Source organism: Vibrio rhizosphaerae, from assembly GCF_024347095.1.
Lineage (GTDB): Bacteria > Pseudomonadota > Gammaproteobacteria > Enterobacterales > Vibrionaceae > Vibrio > Vibrio rhizosphaerae.
This window is the reverse complement of sequence record NZ_AP024904.1, coordinates 1-24,871: the sequence shown is the minus strand read 5'-3', so window position 1 is coordinate 24,871 and position 24,871 is coordinate 1. Positions and strand designations below refer to the sequence as shown.

General features: G+C 44.9%; 16 protein-coding genes. 7 read left to right on the top strand and 9 right to left on the bottom strand.

Annotated elements, in window-relative coordinates:
• Nucleotides 1-5 precede the first annotated feature (5 nt).
• Nucleotides 6-545: an MltR family transcriptional regulator gene (locus OCV37_RS15350; protein WP_038184460.1), complete on the top strand. Its 540-nt coding sequence runs from the start codon at nt 6-8 to the stop codon at nt 543-545.
• Between the two features lie 704 nt (nt 546-1,249).
• On the opposite strand, the gene putP is transcribed toward OCV37_RS15350, so the two are convergent.
• From putP to OCV37_RS15325, 4 genes are all read right to left on the bottom strand, one after another.
• Entirely contained in the window at nt 1,250-2,740 is a 1,491-nt protein-coding gene (putP, locus tag OCV37_RS15340) for a sodium/proline symporter PutP (protein WP_038184463.1), read from the bottom strand.
• A 90-nt stretch (nt 2,741-2,830) separates the two neighbouring features.
• Nucleotides 2,831-3,529 (bottom strand): 1-pyrroline-5-carboxylate dehydrogenase, encoded by a 699-nt coding sequence (locus OCV37_RS15335; RefSeq protein ID WP_038184465.1) that lies wholly within the window; start codon nt 3,527-3,529, stop codon nt 2,831-2,833.
• On the bottom strand, nt 3,519-6,674 hold the full coding sequence (gene putA, locus OCV37_RS15330; protein WP_038184467.1) for a bifunctional proline dehydrogenase/L-glutamate gamma-semialdehyde dehydrogenase PutA: 3,156 nt from the start codon (nt 6,672-6,674) through the stop codon (nt 3,519-3,521). The genes OCV37_RS15335 and putA overlap by 11 nt, the downstream gene beginning before the upstream one ends.
• Before the next feature lie 306 nt (nt 6,675-6,980).
• Nucleotides 6,981-7,796, bottom strand: coding sequence for an AraC family transcriptional regulator (locus tag OCV37_RS15325; RefSeq protein ID WP_038184469.1), 816 nt, complete (start codon nt 7,794-7,796; stop codon nt 6,981-6,983).
• A gap of 534 nt (nt 7,797-8,330) precedes the next feature.
• Here OCV37_RS15325 and OCV37_RS15320 point away from each other — a divergent pair.
• Nucleotides 8,331-9,437 (top strand): PEGA domain-containing protein, encoded by a 1,107-nt coding sequence (locus OCV37_RS15320; protein ID WP_038184471.1) that lies wholly within the window; start codon nt 8,331-8,333, stop codon nt 9,435-9,437.
• A gap of 157 nt (nt 9,438-9,594) precedes the next feature.
• Nucleotides 9,595-11,427, top strand: a complete 1,833-nt coding sequence (locus OCV37_RS15315; RefSeq protein ID WP_038184698.1) for an SUMF1/EgtB/PvdO family nonheme iron enzyme — start codon at nt 9,595-9,597, stop codon at nt 11,425-11,427.
• Nucleotides 11,428-11,531: 104 nt separating this feature from the next.
• Here OCV37_RS15315 and pdxH read toward each other — a convergent pair whose 3' ends face one another.
• Complete coding sequence (gene pdxH, locus OCV37_RS15310) at nt 11,532-12,182, bottom strand: pyridoxamine 5'-phosphate oxidase (RefSeq protein ID WP_038184473.1); 651 nt, start codon at nt 12,180-12,182, stop codon at nt 11,532-11,534.
• 247 nt (nt 12,183-12,429) lie between these two features.
• Here pdxH and OCV37_RS15305 point away from each other — a divergent pair, with 247 nt between their 5' ends.
• The 4 genes from OCV37_RS15305 to OCV37_RS15290 are packed head-to-tail and all read left to right on the top strand — an operon-like array spanning nt 12,430 to nt 18,599.
• Complete coding sequence (locus tag OCV37_RS15305; protein WP_038184475.1) at nt 12,430-13,821, top strand: HlyD family type I secretion periplasmic adaptor subunit; 1,392 nt, start codon at nt 12,430-12,432, stop codon at nt 13,819-13,821.
• Nucleotides 13,822-13,872: 51 nt separating this feature from the next.
• Nucleotides 13,873-14,541 (top strand): transglutaminase-like cysteine peptidase, encoded by a 669-nt coding sequence (locus tag OCV37_RS15300; protein WP_038184479.1) that lies wholly within the window; start codon nt 13,873-13,875, stop codon nt 14,539-14,541.
• A 6-nt stretch (nt 14,542-14,547) separates the two neighbouring features.
• Nucleotides 14,548-16,461, top strand: coding sequence for a bifunctional diguanylate cyclase/phosphodiesterase (locus tag OCV37_RS15295; RefSeq protein WP_038184482.1), 1,914 nt, complete (start codon nt 14,548-14,550; stop codon nt 16,459-16,461).
• A gap of 26 nt (nt 16,462-16,487) precedes the next feature.
• Nucleotides 16,488-18,599 carry a type I secretion system permease/ATPase gene (locus tag OCV37_RS15290; RefSeq protein WP_038184484.1) on the top strand — a complete coding sequence of 704 codons (2,112 nt, stop codon included), beginning with the start codon at nt 16,488-16,490 and terminating at the stop codon, nt 18,597-18,599.
• Nucleotides 18,600-18,654: 55 nt separating this feature from the next.
• Here OCV37_RS15290 and OCV37_RS15285 read toward each other — a convergent pair whose 3' ends face one another.
• The 4 genes from OCV37_RS15285 to OCV37_RS15270 all read right to left on the bottom strand — a co-directional run bounded on the left by OCV37_RS15285 (nt 18,655) and on the right by OCV37_RS15270 (nt 24,865).
• Complete coding sequence (locus OCV37_RS15285) at nt 18,655-20,334, bottom strand: FapA family protein (RefSeq protein WP_038184485.1); 1,680 nt, start codon at nt 20,332-20,334, stop codon at nt 18,655-18,657.
• Nucleotides 20,335-20,486: 152 nt separating this feature from the next.
• The gene (locus OCV37_RS15280; protein WP_038184487.1) at nt 20,487-22,520 is read right to left on the bottom strand and encodes a GNAT family N-acetyltransferase; all 2,034 of its coding nucleotides are present in this window, start codon (nt 22,518-22,520) and stop codon (nt 20,487-20,489) included.
• Nucleotides 22,521-22,669: 149 nt separating this feature from the next.
• Nucleotides 22,670-23,641, bottom strand: a complete 972-nt coding sequence (locus tag OCV37_RS15275) for a ParB/RepB/Spo0J family partition protein (protein ID WP_038184489.1) — start codon at nt 23,639-23,641, stop codon at nt 22,670-22,672.
• A 6-nt stretch (nt 23,642-23,647) separates the two neighbouring features.
• Nucleotides 23,648-24,865 (bottom strand): AAA family ATPase, encoded by a 1,218-nt coding sequence (locus tag OCV37_RS15270; protein WP_038184491.1) that lies wholly within the window; start codon nt 24,863-24,865, stop codon nt 23,648-23,650.
• Nucleotides 24,866-24,871: the final 6 nt, after the last annotated feature.

The window sequence follows — 24,871 nt, the reverse complement described above, 5'->3', positions numbered from 1 at the left end:
TCTTTATGGTAGAGAAAATTAACGAAGCAGACATTATTGAGCAGTTAAATGTAGCCTCATCGGTCAGAGGTTTTTTCATCGCAGCTGTGAACATCTTTGAACAGTCGGTCGATTCACTGGTGCAACGTATCTTCCGGAGTGATTACCTCGCCGTAAAGGCTGTGATTAATCCGCTGCTGGAGTCTTCAGGACCATTGGGTGATTTAAGTGTCCGGATTAAGCTGCTATTTGGATTAGGTGTGATAACGGATGAGGTTTATCACGATATCGATACAATCGTTCGTCTCAGAAACCAATTAAACAAAGATGGCACGGAATATCATTTCACCGATCCAAAAATACTGGATGCCATCCACAAAATTAGCGCTTTTAAAAAAATGGGAAGTTTTCAATTAACACCAGCACTCAGCGATGATGAAGAGATAGATACAAAACTTTATCAATTACAGCTGAATCGCCAGCAACAAGTGATTAAATCAAGTCTGTCACTCGCAATTGTTGAGATATGTAACATGCTCAATGTTGAAAGCCCTTTTACTACGTAGCACGTCAAGTGGGAATATGTCGTGCTACGACATAGGAACCATTCCCATCCTCCCAAACAAAAGGCTCTTCAAATCATCATCTGGGGAGTCTTACGAAAGTTCATCAAGACATTCCGTTGCGTAAAGTCAAAGTCTGCCAAGACAAATAGCACACATATATAGCTATTGCTATAATTTACACTGTAAAGAGTCAGGGGAAAGCCTTAGCCAGAGCAATTCATGCCCGACTAAGAAATTCGTGGCTCATTCCGGGGATTATTCGTAAGGGGAAGTGCAGGTCTGGCATTCTGGTGATTACACACCCGACAAAAATATTGCCTTTCCATCTTATAATAATGATTACCACGCATAAGAGAAGAAAGAAATAACTGAATCTCTTCCCATCGTGTACAACGTTCAGTCTGACAACGTCGCATAATTGATTTATGTGGGGTGACTTTATGACACACGGAACAATATGCTTCAGACATGACAAACCTCATCAAGTAAACAACTTATAGCTAATAATAAGTGTATTTATCTATATAGAAACACTTTCTCAAAAAACAACATCATTTTTGTGATATTAGTCGACAAATATTGATTGATTATTCTTAAAAGAGCCCAACCGAGTATCTCCGTCACCGTTATCAATCACTAAATTGACCATGTTGTATCGAAAAAAAACCCCTCAAAAAGAGGGGTTCTTGAAATCATTTTCGTCTTTAATCCAGCTCTTCAAGCTGTTTCAAGAAGGTTTTATGTTGTGCTTGAACGGCTTGCTCCGGCTCACGACTCAACAATGAGACAACGACAATTGCCAATGTTGAAAAGATCATGCCCGGTACAATTTCATAAATATCATAAATGCCATCGGTCAATTGTTTCCAAATGACTATGGTCACGCCACCCACAATGATGCCGGCTAAAGCGCCATTACGGTTCATACGAGACCAGAACAGGCTGATCACAAGCGCAGGACCAAATGCCGCTCCAAAACCGGCCCATGCATAAGAAACCAATCCCAGAACAGAGCTATCCGGTGTCATCGCCAGTACCAAGGCCAGAATAGAAATTGCCATCACGGAGAGACGACCAACCCGAACAATTTCTTCAGAGGTTGCGTCTTTCTTGATGACTTGTTTATAGAAATCTTCTGCTAATGCCGATGAACAAACTAACAACTGAGAATCCGCAGTACTCATGATTGCAGCGAGGATTGCAGCTAACAGAATACCAGCAATAACCGGATGGAAAGCCGCATTCACCAATAGCATGAAGATCTTCTCACCATCCTCTAAGGTAATTGTCGGGTGGTTTGTGGTATAAACCAAACCCACCAGTCCGACCATCACGGCACCAAACATCGCTAATGCAGACCAGCCGATTGCAATCCGACGTGCTGTACGCAGATCTTTATTTGAACGAGTCGCCTGAAAACGCGCCAAAATATGAGGCTGACCAAAATATCCGAGGCCCCAGGCCGCGAGAGAAATAATCGCAATCGCTCCTAATGGTTTCCCATCCATGCCGCGCCAAATGGTCAGTAACTCTGGGTTAATCTTGGTGAGATTATCACCCAACACCGCAAAACCATCTTGCATCATCGCCATTGGGACAATCAGCAAAGCAGCCGCCATCAATAGGCCCTGAACTAAGTCAGTCCATGCAACCGCAAGGAACCCACCAAACAACGTGTATGACACCACACACACCGTACCGATAATCACTGCCGTTGAATAATCGAGACCAAAGACTGTTTCAAACAGTTTCCCGCCAGCTACTAAGCCTGAGCTGGTGTAAAAAAGGAAAAACAACAAAACGAAAAATGCAGAAATTGTTTGAATCAACTTCGACTGATCATTAAAACGGCGAGATAGGAACTCAGGAATGGTAATCGAATCGGTGGTAATACTGTAAGTTCGGAGACGTTTTGCTGCAATGAACCAGTTTAACCAGTTTCCGAGTAGTAATCCGCCGGCTAACCATAAGGATTCTAATCCGGCAGCATAAGCATACCCGGGCAGCCCCAACAGCAACCAACCACTCATGTCGGATGCTCCGGCTGACAACGCCGCAGGCCAAGGTCCTAAAGAGCGGCCACCAAGAAAGTAGTCGGTTGAGTTTTTCGTTCGTAAGTACGCATAGACCCCGATCGCTAACATCATAATGAGGTATACGATAAAGGTCGTTGTAATAGCAAAGCTATTTTCCATAATTGATTCCTCTTTTATATTGATCGCCTTCCCTGTTCCTCTCCAAATGTCTGCCTGCCCGGAAGCCGGCAGACTCTGGAAAAGCAGGTTTTAGTGGTTCGAGCTTCCCATTTCCAATAAAGAAGCATTTCCCCCTATTGCTGTTATATTTATAGTGCGTGTCCGTTCGGTAATAAAACGCAACACGAGAGCCGTATCATGCGCCATCGGCAGCTGATCCATATCCGTTTCAATAACCGGACTGATAATCACGCCAGTGCGCTTAGATAATTCTTGATTAATTAAACGTGCATCTTGTGACTCACAAATCAGGCCAACCTGACGGATATCACATGTCATAAGCTGATTGAACGCATCAACCGCAACGATTTGTACCAGATGAACCGGAAAACTACTGTTTTCCAGCGCTGACACCAAACGTGAATTCAGCGTCTCATCATCTGAACACAGTAAAATGCTGTTCCCGGCAATTAAAGCCGCTGCTAACTGAGCAACCACTGCCAAAGTAGCATTTGCGCCGCTTCGTTTGTGCAGAATCACCACAACACCCCGTCCAGAGCTATAGAGTTCATTGGTTTCTCCGGTCGGACCAACCAAAGACTGAACCTCAGCGATCCGTGTTCTGGCACAGTTAAGATGATAGTTAATCACCTGAGCTAAATCAGCTGCGTCAAGTTCCAGAGACTGAGCAAGACGAAGTAAATGCTCACTTTTAGAACTAAAGTCCGTTAAATTCCATTGTTGCCATGCCAAAGCAGCATCGGAAAAATATGTTGTTTTATTCACCATGCTCCGCTCCTTGTTTGATCGCTGTTTCACTATAAAAAGGGCGGGTGAACCGATAGAGATAATGAGGCCCGCCAGCTTTCGGCCCTGTGCCTGACAATCCTTGCCCGCCAAAAGGCTGAACGCCCACAACGGCACCAACCTGATCGCGGTTGATATAACAGTTTCCGACCCGGGCATGTGCTTCAATCCACCGGTAGGTGGTTTCATTCCGGCTATGAATACCTAAAGTCAGACCAAAACCAGTCTGGTTGATCTGTTCAACAATGGTTGGCAGGTCTTTTGCCCGATACCGGACAATATGGAGTACCGGACCAAAATGTTCTTCTTTCAGGCAATCAATCCCACTAATTTCAAAAGCCGTCGGTGGGACAAACACGCCATGCGAACATTCATCATTCAATTCCAGTTCAGCAACTAGTTTTTGAGTCTGTTTCATATTCTCAATATGTGCCAATAACCGGCTCTGCGCTGCTTTATCGATCACCGGCCCCACATCTGTACGATGAAGCTTTGGATCACCGACTGAGAGCTCCTGCATTGCGCCGCGAATCAATGTGATAACCCGATCAGCGACATCCTCTTGGATGAATAACACACGGAGTGCGGAACAGCGTTGCCCGGCGGAAGCAAATGCCGAGCGTAAAACATCTCTTACAACCTGCTCAGGCAATGCCGTACTATCAACAATCATGGCATTTTGTCCGCCTGTCTCGGCAATCAGAGGCACCGGATCACAGGGTCTTTCCGCTAATGTCTGATTGATACGCTGCGCGGTCCCCGTTGAACCAGTAAAAGCGACCCCCGCGATCGACGGATGAGACGTCAGTAAGTGACCACTTTCTTTACCATTACAGGGGAGTAAATGGAGCACATCGGCAGGCAGCCCGGTTTCCAACAGGAGTTGAACGGCACGGAATGCAATCAGTGACGTTTGCTCAGCCGGTTTCGCAATGACGGTATTCCCGGCAGCCAAAGCGGCTACGACTTGTCCGACGAAGATGGCTAATGGGAAATTCCATGGACTGATACAGACGAACACACCACGACCTTGATACTGCGTATGTCGTTCTGCACCGTTGAAATCAATATGCGATGTCGGGGTAAGTTTCAGCACCTGATTGGCATAATAACGACAGAAATCAACGGCCTCACGAACTTCATCAATACTGTCATGAATCGTTTTACCGGCTTCTTGATGGCACAATGCGACCAGTTCCGGCAGATGCGATTCCATCAGGTCAGCAAAATGTGTCAGGTAGGCTGCACGGGTTGCCAGTTCAGTATCACGCCATTGAGGGTATGCGCCCTGCGCAATCTCGATCGCTTGCTCAATCTGCTGCGCATTTGCCATGATCACGCTTCCGACATCAATCCGGTTGTCGTAGGGAGACGTCACAGCAGTAACCGCGGCGTTTTCCTTGATCATGCTTTCGTATTGATCTTCGCCCTGAATGATCGGGGCAGCACGCCACTGTCGGTTTAAGTGTTCAGCAACTTGATGTTCAAAAGGTTCAGCTTCACTTTCAATATCAATGTTGACGCCGTATGAATTACGACGATCAGGATAGACATCCGGTGGCAACGGAATAGCAGCATTATGCAACGTCTCATACGACTGTAATGCATCCACAGGATGACGGTTGAGTAAATCAATCGGACAGCGGGCATCAACCAGACGATGTACAAAAGAACTGTTGGCACCATTTTCCAATAAACGGCGAACCAGATAAGGCAGTAAGTCTTTATGATTCCCTACCGGCGCATAAATTCTGATCGCAGGTTTATAAATGCTCATCACTTGGTGGAACAGGGCATCCCCCATACCATGCAGACGCTGGAATTCATAATCACGGTGTGTCGCCATCACAGCAACGGCCGTAACAGTTTGTGCGTTGTGACTGGCAAACTGAGGGAATAAAGCACCGCGAACAGGTTCAGATAAAAGAAAACGAGCACAGGCCAGATAAGAAACATCTGACGCTTCTTTGCGGGTAAATACCGGATAACCGGTGTAACCTTTTTGCTGTGACCACTTGATTTCACTATCCCAATACGCACCTTTTACCAGCCGGACCGGAATTAAATCCCCTTGATCTTTCGCTAGACCCGTCAGCCAGGTCAGTACCGGCAATGCTCGTTTTGAATAAGCTTGAACCACAATCCCGAGCTTGCCCCAACCACGAGTGACATCATGGCGGTATAACTTTTCAAACAATGCCAGAGACAGCTCCAACCGATCCGCTTCTTCCGCATCGATCGAAATACCGATATCAAACTCTCTTGCGCGTTTCACCAGCACGACCAGCGTTTCTAACAACTCGGTCATGACCCGTTCCTGATTGGCCACTTCATAACGGGGGTGTAGTGCCGATAGTTTGATCGAAACAGAATGCGATGATTGCAGCGTTCCCGCTCCTGAAGCTTTACCAACCGACTCAATCGCAGCAAGATAATCCTGACAATACTTCTTGGCATCCGCACTGGTCAGTGCAGCTTCACCCAACATATCAAAGGAATAGGTATATCCTTTGTCACGCATTGACTGGCCATTTTTTTGGGCTTCATCAATCGATTGGCCCAACACGAACTGGCGTCCCATGACCTTCATCGCTTGATGCATAACTTGACGAATAACCGGCTCAGAGAATCGGTTGACCAACCGATTTAATGCCTGCATCGGACTCGTACTCTGAATATCTGACATCTCAAGCACTTTACCGGTAATCATCAATCCCCATGTTGAAGCATTGACGAAAACAGAGTCAGAGTTCTTCAAATGAGAACGCCAGTCAGCAACACTCAGCCGGTCTTTAATAAAAGCATCTGCCGTCTCAGCATCAGGGATACGCATCAGAGCTTCCGCAAGACACATCAATAAAATACCTTCCTGCGTATCCAGACTATATTCCAGAAGCAGCGCATCTATCATTTGCACAGACTTCTTATCGGCTCTGATCGACTTGATCAACTGGGTCGTCTTTTCTGTGATTTCTTGTTTTTCTTGTTCAGTCGGTGTTGCCAGTGGTAGCAACTCCTCTAGCCATTGTGACTCATCCGCCATATATAGTGGCGAGATAAGTGCCCAAAGTTTGTTCAGTGGCTGCTCAACAAACTCCGACTTCAACACATCATTTGCAGTAAACATGCGTTTTCCCTCAACGTCATCCCGAATGGGCCTTTTACAATAGCTAGCAGTGTATTCTGGGCATCTACGGATTACTTGTCAAAAACTCCGTTTTTTTTGCGAAAAGCTCCGATATTTAACAAATTAAAAACACAATCACATCAATTAAATCAACCTATCGACATGTTTTTGTAGCGAACATCGAAAGAAATAAACATATTTGAACAGCAGAAAAACCGACCGGAATCGATCAGTTCAGACCATCAATGACATGAAAAATAAATGAGAAAGGAAACACAGGAATCGGGGTTATTTGGGAGCAATATCTTATTTTTGATAACGTTTTTTATAAGCAGACGGGGAAAGACCAACGAGCCGAATAAATGCATGAGAAAAGGCACTCTGACCAGAGAAACCAGTGATATCAGCAATTTGCCCCAGCGTATATCCACCCTGTTCGATGAATCGTTTTGCCATTTGCACCCGCTTATTCAACACATACTGATATGGTGTGACGCCGGTTGTCGCTTTAAAATGTGAGTGGAACTGGCTTTCTCCGAGAAAAACACTGCCGGCAAGTTGAGCAACCGAGATCGGTCTTCCTATATTGCGTTCGATATAATGATCGATGACATCCATATCAAAACGGGACTCTTTAATATGCGGAACATAACCGGTGATATGGCGAGGTAAAATCGACACCAGCGTATCGTGACAGGCTTGGCTCAAGAGACAATCCTCCGGCGCCGTAGACATCTCCTGCCCCAAAATCCGAATCAGATTTTTAAACGGTTCATCAAGACAAAAATAACACCCGGAATTCGGCAAATCATTGAGTCGCTGCATCATCAGCGGTGTTTCTGTCGAAGGAAACGGTAAATTGAGAACCATGATATCAGCACTATCCACGATACCACCGAAGGCGTGGTTAGCGCCCGCGTGGACAATGCATCCCTGCCCCGGGCCGACCCGGTTACCATATCCGCTGATTTCAAACTCGGTCATCCCATTGAGACACACAACGATTTGTGTATAGAAATGAGCATGACAATCCATCCCTGAAGGCAGCGTCATGACTTCAGCCGGTTTCGGCGTCGGAGTTTGATTAGGCATAGACAGGGAAGCTTTTTTTTGCACAGACATCCCACATCCTCCTCAAAATCCGGTGCAACAATAGCGATGCGCAATATAGTGTCAACAATATGAATAGTAGATTTTTACCTCAGAACCGTGATTTTTTCAAACATAACGACATCGATAAGCATATAGATGATTATCAGAAGTAATGGATTTAAATCTGTAACTAATTCCGTGAAAATAATTGCCGTTCATGTATATTAAGCATGTCGTTAAATCTCGATAAAGTATGGCGCGGAACGTTTGAGCAAAATCCGGAACAATGATCAAGTGCACATAAATTACGGAGAGTGTATGTTCAAACGCGAAGTCAGAGCAGAGATTGAGGTGAAATACTTGCATATTTTCTCATTCGGCTCAAAATGGAAGTAGCATATTTAAAATATACAAAATCAGAGACCTAAGTTACATTTTGTGTTATTTATGCTTTCAATAGAGTAAGAATTATGAGACAGCTACTTCATATTTCTCTAGTTGTCGAGTCATTATCTTCTCCACAGAGTTACTGTGGCTAAACGTTAAAAATTGTTGCAGGGACCTATGATAGTACGTCACATCCCAGCGCTCGTATTGGCGCTCAGCCCTCTTTTGGGACCAGCATTTGTATATGCTGATGAAGCAAATGTCGCACAGACTGATCCTGTTGCGACAATTGATACAAAAATAGATACAAAGCAAGATGAAATTAAATCAATTTCATCCAAGTACGACACAGAGATCGCGAAACTCCAGCAGTTGAAGAATGATCAGGATCGCTTGAAACGAGAAGGCGATAAGCTGGAAACGAAAAGAAATCGCGCCAAGTCGGATCTGGACAAACAATATAGCCAACTTCTCGAAGATCCAGATATCGATTTAGCGACTTTTCAGAAAAAATATCAGGAAGTCTGGAATGAGCTAAAGCAAAATCAGGCAGCTCGACTGGATAACGACCAGACGATTACTGAAAGTGAAATGCGTGTCTCTCAACTCAAACAGAAACAAGCCCGTCTGAAAAGTGAGCTCGATAATCTGAAAGAGTCTCGGGTTGAAGCCCGGGTCAAACGCATTAATGCTGAATTGATGGATAGCAACACCATTGAGACCAATTATAAAACAACGTGTTCTACCACGATGACGTTGGGCGAATGTGCGAATCAAGGTGTTTACTTAACCAAACAGAAAGCAGTCTCTGCCTTTCAGGATAAACTACTCGATAATCTGACAGAGTCTGTCATCGCCAAGCAAAATCTGAAAAATGTCGATCTGAATGTGTCGATTCAAGATAGCCAGATTTTGTCGAGCGGTTTTCAGGGAAACAACGATTATTACACCAAAATTCAAGCACAACTTCAGGCTCGTCCAGAAGCAACTGCCGGATGTAAATTGTTGGGCGTATCAACACGATACTGTCTGCAAGGACAGAAGAACTATACGCCAAAAAAGGAAAAGCAGTGGGCGAACATCACCGTCCGCTCTGACCAATACCAGGATTCTGTAACCATTGACGGTGTCAGTTATGGCAGCACCCCGGTTGAAATTGTTCTGCCACATGGTCGCCATCAGTTTACAGTGTCTAAAGACGGGTATGAGACATATAATCAAGTCATTACAGTGAATAGTAGTGATACGGTATGGGTCAAACTTCGTCCGAATAAGCAAAGCTAAATGCCGGTTTGTGAATTATTTTTTAGGAGCAATTCACAAAGATATGGTTACGACGCCATTTTGTCTGTAAGTTATTGATATATGACTTATGGCCGAATGGCGTTTTCGTTTACAATCGATCAGACGACTTGACGATCCAACATTGAAGTACAAAAGCATGCGACAAGGAATAACTGCTCTATTATCAACCCTCCTGCTTGGTTTCGTATCATTCAGCGCTTTTGCTGAAGATGCTGCATTGCCAGAAAAAGCCGCACCTTTAGTCAACCAAATTGACGATGCACTTTTCAGTAAAAATACTGAGCTGGAAAAAGCCCAGAAAGTTTTGCAAGAAAAACAACAGACTGTCGCAAACCAACAAGCCGAGCTCAATAAACTTCGTCAACAAGATAAGGCGCTTTCAGCCCAGCTGAACCAAACCAAAAAAGATTTGGAAAACGCTTATCAAAAGATGATCTCGGATCCCAAATTGGATATCACCCCTTATCAGTCCACTTATCAGAATGCATGGTCAAAATACAAGCAAAATCAGAAGAGTTTGTTTGAATTGGATAACCAGCTGGAAGAGCAGGAAGGATTACTCAAAGATCAGGAAACAACCGTTTCTCTACTCCAGAAAAACATTGCTGATCTTCAACGCAATAAATTGAAAGCCAGAGCGAAACGTTTACGGGAAGAGTTACTAAAAGAAGGCACGGAGAAAGTCAGTTTCACCAACCGGTGTCATCCATCAATGACCATTGCCGCATGTGAACAGCAGACCATAAAACTAGCGCTGCAAAAAGCCGTCAAACAGTTTCAGACCTCTTTGCTCAACGGCGTCAGCGAGTCGTCAATCGCGGTTAAACATGCGGCGAAGGCTTCCCTGAATATTCATGTCTTGCAGCACCAGACGATTCAATCCGGTTTCTCTGATGCCAGCCGTTATCAAACAATTGTTGAAGCCCGCTTGGGAGCAAGACCGGATAATGCTGCGCCTTGCCAACTTTTAGATATTGATGCTCAGTACTGTATCCTTGATAACCAACAGCCAATCCAGCAGGAAGTGGCTTGGTTTAATCTGACACTTCGTTCCAATCTGTATGACGACCAAGTCATCATTGACGATGTTCGTTATGGTCATACCCCACTGACGTTAACGTTATCGGAAGGTGTCCATCAAGTTCGCATCGAAAAAACAGGTTATGTTTCTTATCACACAGAAGTTGACCTGAAATCAGACAGCCAAATTCGGGCTGTTTTGAAAGAAGAGCATAATCAGTTGAAAAATGGCTATGCTTTTGCTGATGCATTATCACCAGACCTTTCAGGTCCTGAATTGGTCACGATAACCCAAGGGAAATTCTTTATCGGGGAACATGCATCCACTCAAGTTTTCCTTGATCATGCTTTCGCAATTTCATCAACGCCGATCACGGTCGGGCTGTTCAAAGCTTTTGTCACCCAAACTAATTACCGTTCAGACGCAGAACTGATGAAAACGTGTGTGGCGATGATCAATAACCAAATGACCCCACAGTCCGGTCACTACTGGCGTAATCCCGGGTTTAAACAATCCTCACAATCACCCGTTGTTTGCGTCAGCCAAAATGATGCCAAAGCATTTACCAACTGGCTGTCAAAGCAAACTGGATTTAAATATCGTCTCCCAACAGAAGATGAATGGGAAATTGCCGCTCGGGCGGGTACGCAAACCAATTACTGGTGGGGTGATGATTTTGCGACTGGCTTAGCCAATACCGGATGGAGTGGTTCTTTCTGGGCCAACAAAAGTACATCTCCGGTCAAATCATTTCCAGCCAACCCGCTGGGGCTGTATGACGTTGTCGGGAATGTCTGGGAGTGGACCAGTGCGCCTCAAGGTATCCTTAAAGGCGGTGCCTGGAGTTTCTCTCCGCTCAATGCCGTGGCCTATAGTCAACTCTTCTCTGAGCCGTCAACAGCCGCTAACTATATCGGCTTTCGAGTCGTCAGAGAAATTAAAGAATAATCGACCCTAAACCACCGCCTTGTGCGGTGGTTTAGGGATCACAACTAAAAAGGGAAGCAATTGCTTCCCTTTTCTGTATCTATCATTTCATCACACATCATAGGTTACGGAGCCAGACGGTTAATCTCCCACTGCCCGTCCCCTTGAAGGGCTTCACTTTGTGAATAAATGAACCGGTCGTGCAAACGGTGTTCCCCACCCTGCCAAAATTCAAAGCTTTCAGGAATCACCCGATATCCTCCCCAAAAACTAGGAACAGGAATTTCTCCTTTGGCAAACTTTTGCTTGAGCTCTAAAAATTTCCCTTCCAGTATCCCCCGGGCGGAAATACGCTGACTCTGGTGACTGGCAATCGCGGCCAGTTGACTGTCTTTCGGACGGGAGGAGAAATATTTGAAATTTTCCATCGTTGAAAGTTTCTGAGCCCGCCCAGTGATATGTACCTGACGCTCCAGCATATGCCATGGGAAATGGAGACTCACACGATTATTGTGTTCAATATGCTGCGCTTTGCGGCTGCCCAGATTGGTATAGAAAATAAACCCATGCTCTCCAGAATCCTTCAATAGCACAATCCGCTGAAAAGGTTGGCCATCGGGAGCAACAGTGGCGACTGTCATGGCTGTCGGATCTGAAATATTGGCGTCAATTGCCTGTTGTAACCAATGCTCGAATTGATGAAAAGGATTTGGCAACAAATCCTTTCTCCTCAAACCACCTTGAATATATTCCCGACGAATATCTGAGAGTTTCATGAGCGCTCCTGCGTTTTTTTCGTGATTGTGCGCCTTTCATATCGATAAGACAAGTATCACGTCAATTGCCAACCTAAACGGCAACAAATTGAAGAAAAACCAAGTAATCTCGGGAAGGTATGATACAGTTTCCGTCGACAATCAAAGAATTCAACGATTTTCAGCATCGGTCTGGCGTCACTTCTTAACATTTCATCAGACTAGTAATAAAATCAATAGAGTAATCCGAACCAAATAGGATGTCTTGATGCGCAAAGACAGCTACAGCGAGCTTTCATCAGAAGAACTAGATTATGTTGACGATAAAACTGCGGCACTTCTGCTGAACACCCCAAATAGTGCTCGGATTATGCTATGGGTTATGGTCGTTTTTTTTGTGATCGCAACGATCTGGGCCTCTTTTGCCGAAATCGATAAGGTGACGGTCGGCACCGGCAAAGTCATCCCCTCCTCCCAAGTTCAGGTGATTCAAAACTTAGAAGGTGGTCTGGTCAAAAAAATTCTGGTCAAAGAAGGTCAGCATGTCGAAAAAGGTCAACAACTGATCCTCCTTGATGACACGCGCTTCTTATCCGATTACCGCGAACGGGAGCAAGAAGTTGCTAACTTGACAGCCAGCGTTGTCCAATTGTCTGCGTCGATTGACAGTGTACAAATTAATGAGAAATTTGACGAAACCAATTGGCAGCAAAGTGTTGTCGTCACCTACAATCATTTAAAGTTCCCTCAAACGCTGGCCGAAAAAAAAACCGAATTGGTGGAAAGACAAAAAGCACAGTACATTCAGGCACTGGACAACTTGAGAAACCAACTTTCGGTTGTTGATCAACAGATCAAACAAAAGAATCAGGATCTGATCGAATTACAAGCCAGAGTCAAAAATTTGAAGCAAAGCTATGAGTACGTTCAAAAAGAACTTCAAATGACTGAACCGCTGGCAAAAGAAGGGGTTGTGCCAGAGATTGAAATCCTCAAATTACAACGGCAGGTCAACGACATCCGCCGGGACATGACCTCTGCCCAATTAAAAATTCCACTGGCAAAAGCGGCCCTCAAAGAAGCAATGTATAGTCGTATTGATACCGCACAGACCTTCCGTTCTGAACAACAAGATAAGTTAAATCAGGCTCAGGATAAGTTATCGGCACTCACCGAATCGGCTGTCGGTCTGGAAGACCGAGTCAACCGGACGGTGGTCGTCTCTCCTGTCACTGGCACGGTCAAAACACTCAATGTCAATACTGTGGGTGGCGTCATTCAACCGGGGATGGACATTGTTGAAATTGTTCCATCGGAGGATACATTACTCGTTGAAGCAAAAATCGCCCCGCAAGACATTGCTTTCCTCCGTCCGAATTTACATGCTATCGTTAAATTTACTGCTTATAACTTTAGTAAATACGGCGGACTGGAAGGTACACTTGAACATATCAGTGCTGATACCTCTCAAGATGAAGAAGGCAACAGTTTCTATATTGTTCGGGTCAGGACTTTTTCCACAACCTTGCATCATGACGGAGACCTTCCCATTATCCCGGGGATGACTGCATCGGTTGATATTATTACCGGAAAGAGAACCGTGATGGAGTATCTCTTACAGCCGATACTCGGTGCTCAGGAAAATGCACTGAAAGAATAATGGAGCCCGACATTTGCCAATGAACAATCCGATCAGAACAATAGAGGCATTATGAAACGCTGGCTGACAGTCACCTTTATGCTATCACTACTGACGGTATCGTCCTTGCAAGCCCTGGATACGACGGAACAGAAATGGGTGAATGCAGTGATCCGTGTTTACGGTGAACGAGCAGGTAAACGCGTAGAAGCGTGGCGAAATGCTTTGACCGAATATAAACCGCTTCCAACTCAGGAAAAGTTGGAAAAAGTGAATGCCTTTTTTAACCAACTCCACTTCGTCAGCGATATCGACCTATGGGGCAAAAAAGACTACTGGGCAACCCCGCTGGAATTTCTGGGCGCCAATGCTGGTGATTGTGAGGATTTCACAATTGCCAAATATTTCTCACTCAGAGAAATCGGCATACCGGATAACAAGCTGAGATTAATCTATGTTAAAGCCATAAAATTAAATCAGTTTCATATGGTGTTGGCCTATTACAACACACCAGATGCAGAGCCTCTTATCCTCGATAATCTGATACCGCAAATCAAGCCAGCAAGAAACAGAACAGATTTATTGCCGATCTACAGTTTCAATGGTCGGAATCTATGGCTGATGAAATCGAAAAACGGTCAGCTGGCAGGCGATTCATCTCGCCTGAGTCTGTGGAATGACTTGAGAGATCGGGAACGGGCGCTCATTTTGAATAAACCGATAGTTAGTTACGATGGGTAGGGAAATATGACTCTTTACAAGCAAATCGTTATGGGAATGATTGCGCTGTTTATTTTGCTGATTAGTGCGGTATTTATTATTCAATTTAATACCACTCGCAGCAACCTTGAACAACAGCAACGTTCAGAAGTCAGCAATACCATCAATACTGTAGGGCTGGCGCTGGCGCCGTATTTGGAAGATAAGGATACGGTTGCAGCTGAATCGGTGATCAATGCGCTATTTGATGGCAGTACGTATTCGCTGGTCAAATTAACCTTTTTCGATAATCGACCAGCCATTGTACGGACTTATCCAATCACCCCCAACGGAGTACCGGCATGGTTCACTCACCTTAAGTTGTTTGAACCTATCAATGAAAGCCGCGTGGTGACCAGTGGATGGATGCAATTAGCCGAAGTAGAAATTGTCAGCCACCCGGGTGAAGCATACCGCCAGCTGTGGGATGCCCTCATTCGCCTGAGTATTGTTTTCGGCTGTGTTTTTCTATTCGGGCTGATCGCAATAGCGCTGATTATCAAACACTCTCTACGGCCACTTCATGCAATAGTGATCAAAATGGAGCAGGTCGCACGCAGCCAGTTTGGAAAACCTTTACCGCCGCCAATGACCAAAGATCTCGTTCATGTCGTTGATGGCATCAACCGGATGTCTTCTCAGGTTGAAAAATCGTTTATGGCTCAGGCAAGAGAAGCACAACAACTCCGCGATCGGGCTTATCTCGATCCTGTCTCAAAACTGGGCAATCGTTCTTACTATATGAATCAGTTGGAGAGTTGGTTAAGCGAAGGCGGAGACGGTGCCGTTGCGATGCTTCAGGCTGCTTTTATCGAAGAGAGCTACGAGGTTCAAGGGTATGAGAGCGGAGACAGACAGGTGGAAACACTGGCAGAGCATCTCAAACTCTCGGTGAACGCTCCGGGAACGATTATTGCGCGTTTATCTAATAGTGAATTCGCTTTTCTTTTCCCGCATGCAGAAGACGATGAGATTCAGTCGATTGCTGAAGATATTATGAACTGCATCTCAGGCATGACTCCCGATCCGACAGGGCTCGTTTCTCCGGAAGCATATCTGGGGATGGTACTGAATAAATCGAAAACCACCACCACCAACATTCTGTCATTGCTGGATAATGCCTTAGCGTCGGCAAAAGCAAACCGGACTAAACCATACAGCTATATCAACAGTGACGAAAATCGATTAGTCATGGGTAAACAACAGTGGAAAGCGCTGGTTGATGAAGCAATCAAAGATAATTTGGTTCATTTTCGTTTTCAGGCGGCATGTGACAAAGATGGTAAGGAATTACACAAAGAAGTGTTCTCCTCTATCAAAAAGGCTGGCCAGCGATATAGTGCCACGCAATATCTGTTTGCGCTGGAGCAGCTTAACGTCAGTCACATTTTCGATGAGTATGTGATTGAGCAAATGTTCGAAAAATTAGTTCAGGATGAAGGCGGCAGCGATATTCTGGCAATTAATATTTCTGCCAGCAGTATCTCGGATCCGAGTTTCATCCGCTGGGTTTCACAGTTGCTTATGCAAAATCCATCAGCAGCTCAACGACTCCATTTTGAAATTCCGGAAGCCTGTTTCATTGATATAGCCAGTTATACGGCACTTTTCTGTCATGCTATTCGAGATGCCGGTGCGGACTTTGGTGTCGATAACTATGGACGACATTTCCAGACACTGGATTATCTCAACGAATTCCGACCACATTACGTGAAGCTGGATTATTTATTTACGCATAACCTAAAAGATGAGAAACAGACATATACACTGGCATCGATTTCAAGAGCCGCGCATAATCTGGACATTACAACAGTCGCGTCAAGGATAGAAACACAAGAGCAGCTGGACTTTCTGGCTGAACACTTTATTGACGTATTCCAGGGCTTTATTGTTGATAAGTGACGGAAGAATACAAAAGGTCAGCTTGAATGCAAGATACATTACTTAACTCGCTGATTTATATCAGTCGGTATTATGGCTTAGCCAATTCCCCGGAAGCACTGATTAATGGATTACCATTATCAGACGGACGGCTAACCCCGTTTTTATTTCCCCGGGCAGCAGAAAGAGCTGGATTGGTTGCCAAGGAAAACCGCACCAAACTGGACGATATTCCCCGGCTGATATTTCCTGTTGTACTTTTATTAAAAGGTGGCGAATCATGTGTCTTACTCAGTATTCATGAAGAGCAACAAGAGGCTGAAGTCGTGACGGAAGCATCCGGTATGGTGCCGATTTCCTACTCTCTTGAAGAACTGAAAGAACGTTATATCGGCCGTTACTTTATGGTGAAAAAGCAGTTCAGCTATGATGAACGGTCTCCGGAGGTTTTAAAAACAAATCAGGGACACTGGTTCTGGAGTACGATTTGGCAATCAAAAAATATTTATCGCGATGTGCTGATCGCTTCACTGCTGATTAATGCCTTTGCGATTGCTGCCCCGATGTTCTCCCGGTTAGTTTATGACAAAGTCGTGCCAAACCTTGCATTTGAAACTCTCTGGGTGCTTTCCAGTGGGATCGTCTGTATCTTTCTGTTTGATATCACGTTAAAACTGCTGAGAAGCTATTTTATTGATGTTGCCGGGAAAAAATCAGACATTCTCATCTCGTCAAAACTCTACAGTAAGGTATTGGGCATTCGGATGGAAAATCGCCCGCCTTCGGTCGGTGCATTTGCCAGACATTTACAAGAATTCGAGTCCATCCGGGAGTTTTTCACATCAGCCACGATCTCATCACTGATTGATTTACCATTTGCTTTCTTATTCCTGTTACTGATTTGGTTAATGTCAGGTCCATTAGTTATCGTTCCGATTGTCGGTGTGGTGATACTGGCATGTTACTCATACTTCATTCAGGCAAAACTCAAAGTTGCCATCGAAGAAGGCTCCAGATTGGCTTCTCAGAAATATGCCAACCTGATTGAAAGTCTTGCCGGTTTAGAAACGGTCAAATTATTCGGTGCACAAAGTCAATTCCAATATCGCTGGGAAGAAGCAGTGGCACACATGGCGAATTGGAACATCAAAAGCAGAAAAATAACCAACGGTGTTCAGAACGCTGCCGGATTTGTTCAGCAAGTCAGTAACGTGGGAATGATTATTGTCGGTGTTTATTTGATTTCTGAAGGTGACCTGACTATGGGGAGCATGATTGCGGCGACGATGCTCAGTAGCAGAGCAATCGCACCAATGATCCAGCTCTCCTTACTCTCGACCCGATATACTCAGGCTAAATCGGCATTTACGCTAATCGAAGGCATTATGTCGATGCCGGATGAGCAAGAAGAAGGTAAACGCTATATTCATCGCCCCATCTTTAAAGGCAAAATTGAGTTAGATAATGTGACGTTTCATTACCCCGGTTCTGCTTCAGCCGCGATTCGTGATGTCAGTATGACCATCAATCCCGGAGAAAAAGTTGCGATCATCGGCAGAGTGGGGTCAGGAAAAACGACATTAGAACGCTTAATCATGGGATTATATAAGCCCACAGAAGGCCACATTCGTATTGACGATACCAATATTTCTCAGCTACACCATATTGATATTCGTAGAAATATTGGCTGTGTTCCACAAGATAGCCTGCTATTTTTCGGGACAATTCGGGAAAACATCACACTCGGAAGACCATTGGTTGATGATCGGGATGTTCTCGATGCCGCCAATCGGGCTGGCGTAACAATGTTTACTCAACAAGATGCTGCAGGAATGGAACGGCAAGTCGGGGAAGGCGGACAATTACTTTCCGGTGGACAAAAACAAGCGGTTGCGATTGCCCGCGCCTTGTTAGGCCGTCCTCCCGTTTTACTCATGGATGAGCCAACCAGTGCCATGGATAACCGCTCAGAAATGCATGTGAAGCATCAGTTTAAGCAGTTAACGTCAAACGAGACACTGATACTTATCACGCATAAAACATCAATGCTGGATATTGTCGATCGAATTATCGTGATGGAAAAAGGGTATGTGATTGCAGACGGAGCCAAAGAGGAAGTGCTCAATAATCTGCGTCAGGGAAACGTCCGGGCCGTTTAACCCGCCCATCAGCAAAAAAGATGCTCAGTGTGCCGCGGGGAGCCGCGGCATTAACTCAGATTTCAGAGACGACATCATTTTCATCAAGTAGTGAGCGGCATTTGATTTCATACTGTGTGAAATTAAAAATACTCGGGCCATGAGATCGTTTGATAACAATGCGTTCATCGCCAAATTGAACGGTCACATGACTGAACACTTTACTTTTGACCTCAATAGTATTTTCTCTCAGCATATCTTCAAATTCATCTTCCAGTACTGCGAGCATCTCTTTTTCTTTATTCATCTGCTCGCTCGTTTCCTGTTTAAGACGTTCAATCGCTGCACGCCCTTCTTCCGTGCGTTCTTCTTTGGGTTTCTTATTAAACTCTAATTCTCGACGAACGATATCCATGGTTTTGGCCTGCGTCTGTTTGTACTGTTCTTTATACTGTTCCAGACGCTCTCTGTAACTCGCATAGCAGCCAAATGCTTCAACGCGGGTTGCTGTATCCCCCTCAACCCCGAGATTAACACAGACCAGTTTGCCGCCGACTTTCGTCATGCCGCCACTTAATGTCCCTTGCTTCTCTTTTTCATCGATAATATACAGATCCTGCCCACAACGAATATTATTGCTAATACTATGTACCGTCAGATGAATGTCGTCGTGTGCCTGAAGTTCAGAGTATTGTGCATAGTTGGCTTTAATCGTTGCACCAGATTTCACGACACAAGTGCGTTTTTCATCATCATTTGTCGTATGACCAATAATGCCTTTCCCGACTTGAATGTCACCCTGAGCCTGCACATCTGCAGATTCGATAAATCCGCCGACAGTAATCGAACCTGTTGCACGGACAATCATGCCGGATTCAATATTGCCAGCAACAATCAAAGCCCCTTTAAATTTCACATGCCCCGTACCCACATTGATATTTTGCATACACAATGCATTATCCACATCGATACTTCGATCTTTAATCAGCGGCATCCCAGAGATGGTCGCAACTAAAATATTGGGGTCTTTCTCTGAAATAGCGGTGCCTTTACCTTCTTTCATGGGCGAGTCATTCCCCGCTTTGGCGGGGATAACTTTTCCTTGAACCGTATAGCCGGGCGTTCCTTTTGTGGCAGGAATGCGGCGCATCACTTGATCGCCTTCCCCAACCGTGATGGTTTCTCCCAAATTTCTCATATCGAGCTTTGACGAGTTTTCTTTCTGCTGTGGCGCCAAGACACGTTTGGTCACATCATCAACTAAAGGAATAAATTTCGTATCAACCCCATTGATTGGATTTTTGCCTTGAGCAATAGGTTGAACGAAAATCTCTCCGGGGGAGAGAGTGCGACTGACGATTAAAACTTTTTTCAGTGCCGTTTTATTGATGCCTTTGGTCACTTTTGATTGAGCAAGTGCATGAACTAAATCACTGCCAAATAACCCTCGCCCACCGTATGCACCTGTGACCACCATACTTGCAAGCATATCTTGTTCAGCCAGATCGACTCTCACTTGCGCATGGAGACGCTTTGCAACGACACAATCTTGATAAGCTTCTCCTTTTCCTTCGTTGGCATCATTGATAAAACGTTCCAATACATCCTGATCCAAATAGAACTCAGAGGCACCTAAATTTGCTAAAGCTTCCATGATTCCGCTTTTCGATAATTTCTTACTCAGCGTTTCTATCGGTTTCAGATTCGCGATGACTGATTTTTTATCTTCTGTAATAGATAAGATTCTTTTCCACATCTATTCGCCCTTATCGTACATATCGCAATCTATTCTATTTGCTTATATTTTACTCATCCCATGACGCAACTAAATAAGCGCCATTAAAAATTCAGTGCTGGGTCACCAACTTAGCAAATTTACAGTGTAAATAGGCAAGTTCAACTGAGTAATTACGACTCAGATTTACACTGTAAACTTGCAATAAGGGATGAAAGATTATCTCTGATTGTCTGCTCAATTTGTTTTCTGCCAGTCACAGATGCATGGGAAACAATGGTTGACCATTCCTGATTCTGTAAAACTTTCTCAATCAATAAGTCGTCAATCATATCGATACTCTCATGTGGCAGGCGTGAAATATAGAGGGAGAGCCACACCGCAACACTCTCATAGTTGGAACCACCCTGCGCATAATTTTGAATCAATGCTATGGGTATATCTATTATCGGTAAAGTGACGCTCATCTTTAACAACTGCCGGACAATATCGGGCTCGAGCCGAGTCAGTTCAGTTTTCAAAGCATGCAGAAAATAGTATGAGAATTGTTTTCTCGCCGCATCAAACCACGCATGCGAGTTGCGGTAAATCATCACAACAGAATAACAGCCACTCGCCTGATCTCTGCGCGAACCGATTTTCACCGGATGGAAATCATTCTTGCCCCAAAATTGGAGGAGTGCAGACGTTGCGCCAAAGCTGGTGGCGATATAGTCAGTTGAACATTGACGACTCAATGCAAAAAGTAAACCAGAGCCGTATCCCCGACCTTGCCATGCAGGATGAATCGCAATACGCATCACTCGGCAGCAAGATAAACTCGCTGTATCAGACAAGCCAAGTTGATTCACCAGCGATGTCGGAACAAGATGCCCCTTAGGACGATGCTGACCGTGTTGAATTCTCTCCACCGCGGCTGACGATAAAGGTCCTTCTCGTATCGCAAGAATACAGCCGATAAGATGATGCGAGCGCTCGGCAATCAAGACCGTCATCTTCGTATCAGAGAGCATACTCATTAAATCGTTCGGTGTCGTTTGATAGTGGGCATGGGTTAGTAACGAAAAGACATTTGCAAATAATTCAGGATGATTGAGTAAGAGCTCGCGCGTCAAATGACGATATTCAACCGGCCCATCTTGTACATCCTCTACGGCGGGTAACTCAGCATCAAGTAAAAATGTTTGATACTGCCATTGCTCAAGTGGATCACCTTCAGCCCAGCGAATCGGAGTTGATAATTGTTGATGAGTGAAACCGGGCCGGTGATGTTTCAACCACGGTAAAAATTTAAGCGTAAATCCTCTGCCACACCCTTCGTACCCATGAATGGTCGTCGAAAATACTAAACGATGGTAGTGATGCGTCAAAGCGGTGAGCAGTGGTATGGGTATTGCGGAAGCTTCATCAATCAACAACAGGTCACAGACCGGCCGGATGTGAATGAGTTCATCCGGAGCAATAAATTGAAGTCTGGCTTGCTGATAAATAAAGGTCTTTCCCTGTATTTGCCCTTCGGGAAGCATCCGCTGAAGATGTTCAAAAATCGGAGCAACGGCAGCAAAGACAGGTGCCGTGACCCTGATCTGAATAGCTGAACGACGTTCCATTAAAATGGACGCAGCAATGCCCAGAGCACTACTTTTCCCCCGACCACGATCTGCGGTCAATACCAAGGGGCGTTTACGATGTCCCTCGACAACATGAACAATAGACGCGATGGCTTCTCGCTGTTGTTCAAACCGATCGACTTGCGTCAAGGATATTGGCGGAAAATCAATGCTGCCAGCGGGCTGGAACTCATCCACTATCATGAGTTGGTCCAGAGCTCGCCGTAGCCACTGCTGGGCAGGTTCTAAATTATCAGCCAGTAACTGCGAATCACCAACCCATACCAGCAGCCCGCCGCCTCGGAGCGTTCCTAAGGCAGCATTAAAACTGTCAGCATCAAACCCAACCGATAAATCAACCAATAGCAGCCCACATTCCTGCCCCAGTAAACGCCGGCCGGACTTTATATTGAACCATTCATATCCTTCTCTGGGATGCCCCCCAAGCTGTATATATCGACCAACAAAATAATTCTTCAATTGCAGTAGCCGAGCTTCAGTCCATTGCGGTGTTCCTCTGAGCACAATACCGGCACGATAGAAGGTTTGTTCCAGATAAGACTGTAATGGGGGGATAACCTCAGAAAAAGCAGACATAAACACAAAACCGTAAAAACAGGGATATGGGTATCACATCATACAAATCATCTGAGGAAAAGAAAGAGTTTCTCATGAGGAGTAGGAGAGACAAAAAAGCCCGGTGAAAAATCACCGGGCTTGCTTATTTCAAACAATCAATCGAGACGCTACTTCATTTTACTCTGAATAAATTCAAACAGTTCATCCATCAGCTGGTCATCAACCCGCTTCAGGTTTAGAACTAACTGACTACCTTTGCGGGTATAACTCGCACGTCCTTTGACTAATTCAATTTTATGAGAGGCCGCTTTCTGCTTTGGTGCCAATGAAGCCATCCATTGTTCCAGCGTCTCTGTCACTTCTTTCGTTAACCGGGCAACCCCTTGTGCATCACTCTTTTGCCAGACAAATTCACCATCGGCACGACATTTATCTAAGAGTTGCTCCCGTTGTTCCTCATCCAACACACTATATTGCTTGTGAAGTTTTACGATCGTCGGGCGACCAAGCTCAACAACATTAGGATAAGCCTGAAGTAATTCAAGTGGTAAAGCGGCGGCCTTCAGCGCACCACTCACCAACGCTTCACTACACTGGAACATTTTGGCTAACGCTTTCTGATCCTCAGCATCGCCACTATCCAGCTTTGCCTGCATCTCTTTTCCCTTTTCGTAAAGAGATAACGGTTTGTGTGCATTTGCCACGTCAGACAAGAATTTGGCGTGTTCTTCATTGATACCATCTGCAACATAAACGAGGAAATCCTGATTCGCCAACATACAGGCCATCCGACGACGGCTGCCGTCGAGCACTTCGATCAAACCATTGGCTGTTCTTCGTCCAACCGCCGGATATTGTTGCCCTCGTTCTTGCAAGGTACTCAGAATATCAGACAATGCATGTTCATTCAGAAAAGACTGCTCACGAGCATTACGCTCAAAAACAGTCGTCTTGGTTGCAATGCTGTCCGCGGGTATACGTTGCAATTCAAAGGTGACTAAATCTTGCCCCGCCACCGCTAACTCAATCACATGCGCTTTTGCTTTTGCTGCATTTTGCGCTTCTTGTGGGGTCGTTGCCCGACGCTTATCTGCTTTCCCAAACAGTTTTGCGTTTAATTCTGATGTTTTCATTGCCATATTCTCTTACCCTTGATTCAACGATGGCCAATGTGTATGTAGCACTCTTTCAAGCTCTAACGCACTTTTTTGAACAGCATCTTGTGCAGTCGCCAGTGTTTTCTTCCCACCTTCAAAATCACCGGAAGTTAAATCAAACACGGTACTATAGGTATCAGCACAAGTTTCAAATGCCCGACTTCGCGGTATCGTTGCCATCATCACCTGCTCTCCGAGCAGATAATTCATTTCTGTTAAAACAGAAACTTGTTTTTTATTATCATCTTCAAACATCGTCGGGACTAAACGAACGAACTCAAGCCCCTTCCAATCTTCCGGAAACATTTCATAGACGGTCGGTAAATGCTGGAAGAAGTTAACCGTTGATGCCCAGTCGAGACGCTTTGCAGCACATGGTATCAGCAGCGCATTGGAAGCATACATTGCATTCCAGACTAACGGATCGACATGCGGCCCGGTATCAATCACAATAATATCAAAATCATCTGCAATTTTATCAATCAACTTCTCTTTCAAGAGCCGGACGATATCCAGTGACTGATTTTGCGACAAATATTGCCATGCTTCAGCATTAAACATCGCATCTTCAGGAAATGCAGAAATGGTTTTGAGATTGGGGTACTGGGTGGACATCAGCACATTTTTATTCAGAAAGGAACGATCAACAACCGTATCTTCCGGCACATTATCCAACATGATATCAACAGCAGAAAAGATACTTTCATTCTCTTCCGTACTGATCTGAGGATTCAGAAATAGACGTAACGATCCTTGAGGATCCAAATCGATTAAACAGATGCGATATCTTTTATCCAGATTTAAAGCCAGACAAGCAGACAGATGAACCGCAGTCATCGATTTTCCTGTGCCACCTTTTTGATTCTGAACATTAATGATCCAAGGCTTATTATCATTATTCTTTTTACGTTGATGGAAAGTGGACACTCCGGCCGCATCCATTAACATGTGCGCTTCAGCAAGAGAGATCGAATAATGATTGGCATTATTTTTGGTAAACTGATGTCCCTCAGCTTCCATTTTCGCAATCGCTTCATCCAGCTTCCGTCGCGTCAGACCGGAACGCGTTTCCATCAATGCCTTTGACATTGGGGGAAAGTGCTCGTCTTTACGTTCCTCAAGGACGATCTCAATCCGATCAGCCTGAACTTGTTTGGTTTGTTCAGCGAGTTGGTAGAGATTATCTATAGTGTGTTCTCTCTTCATTGCCAA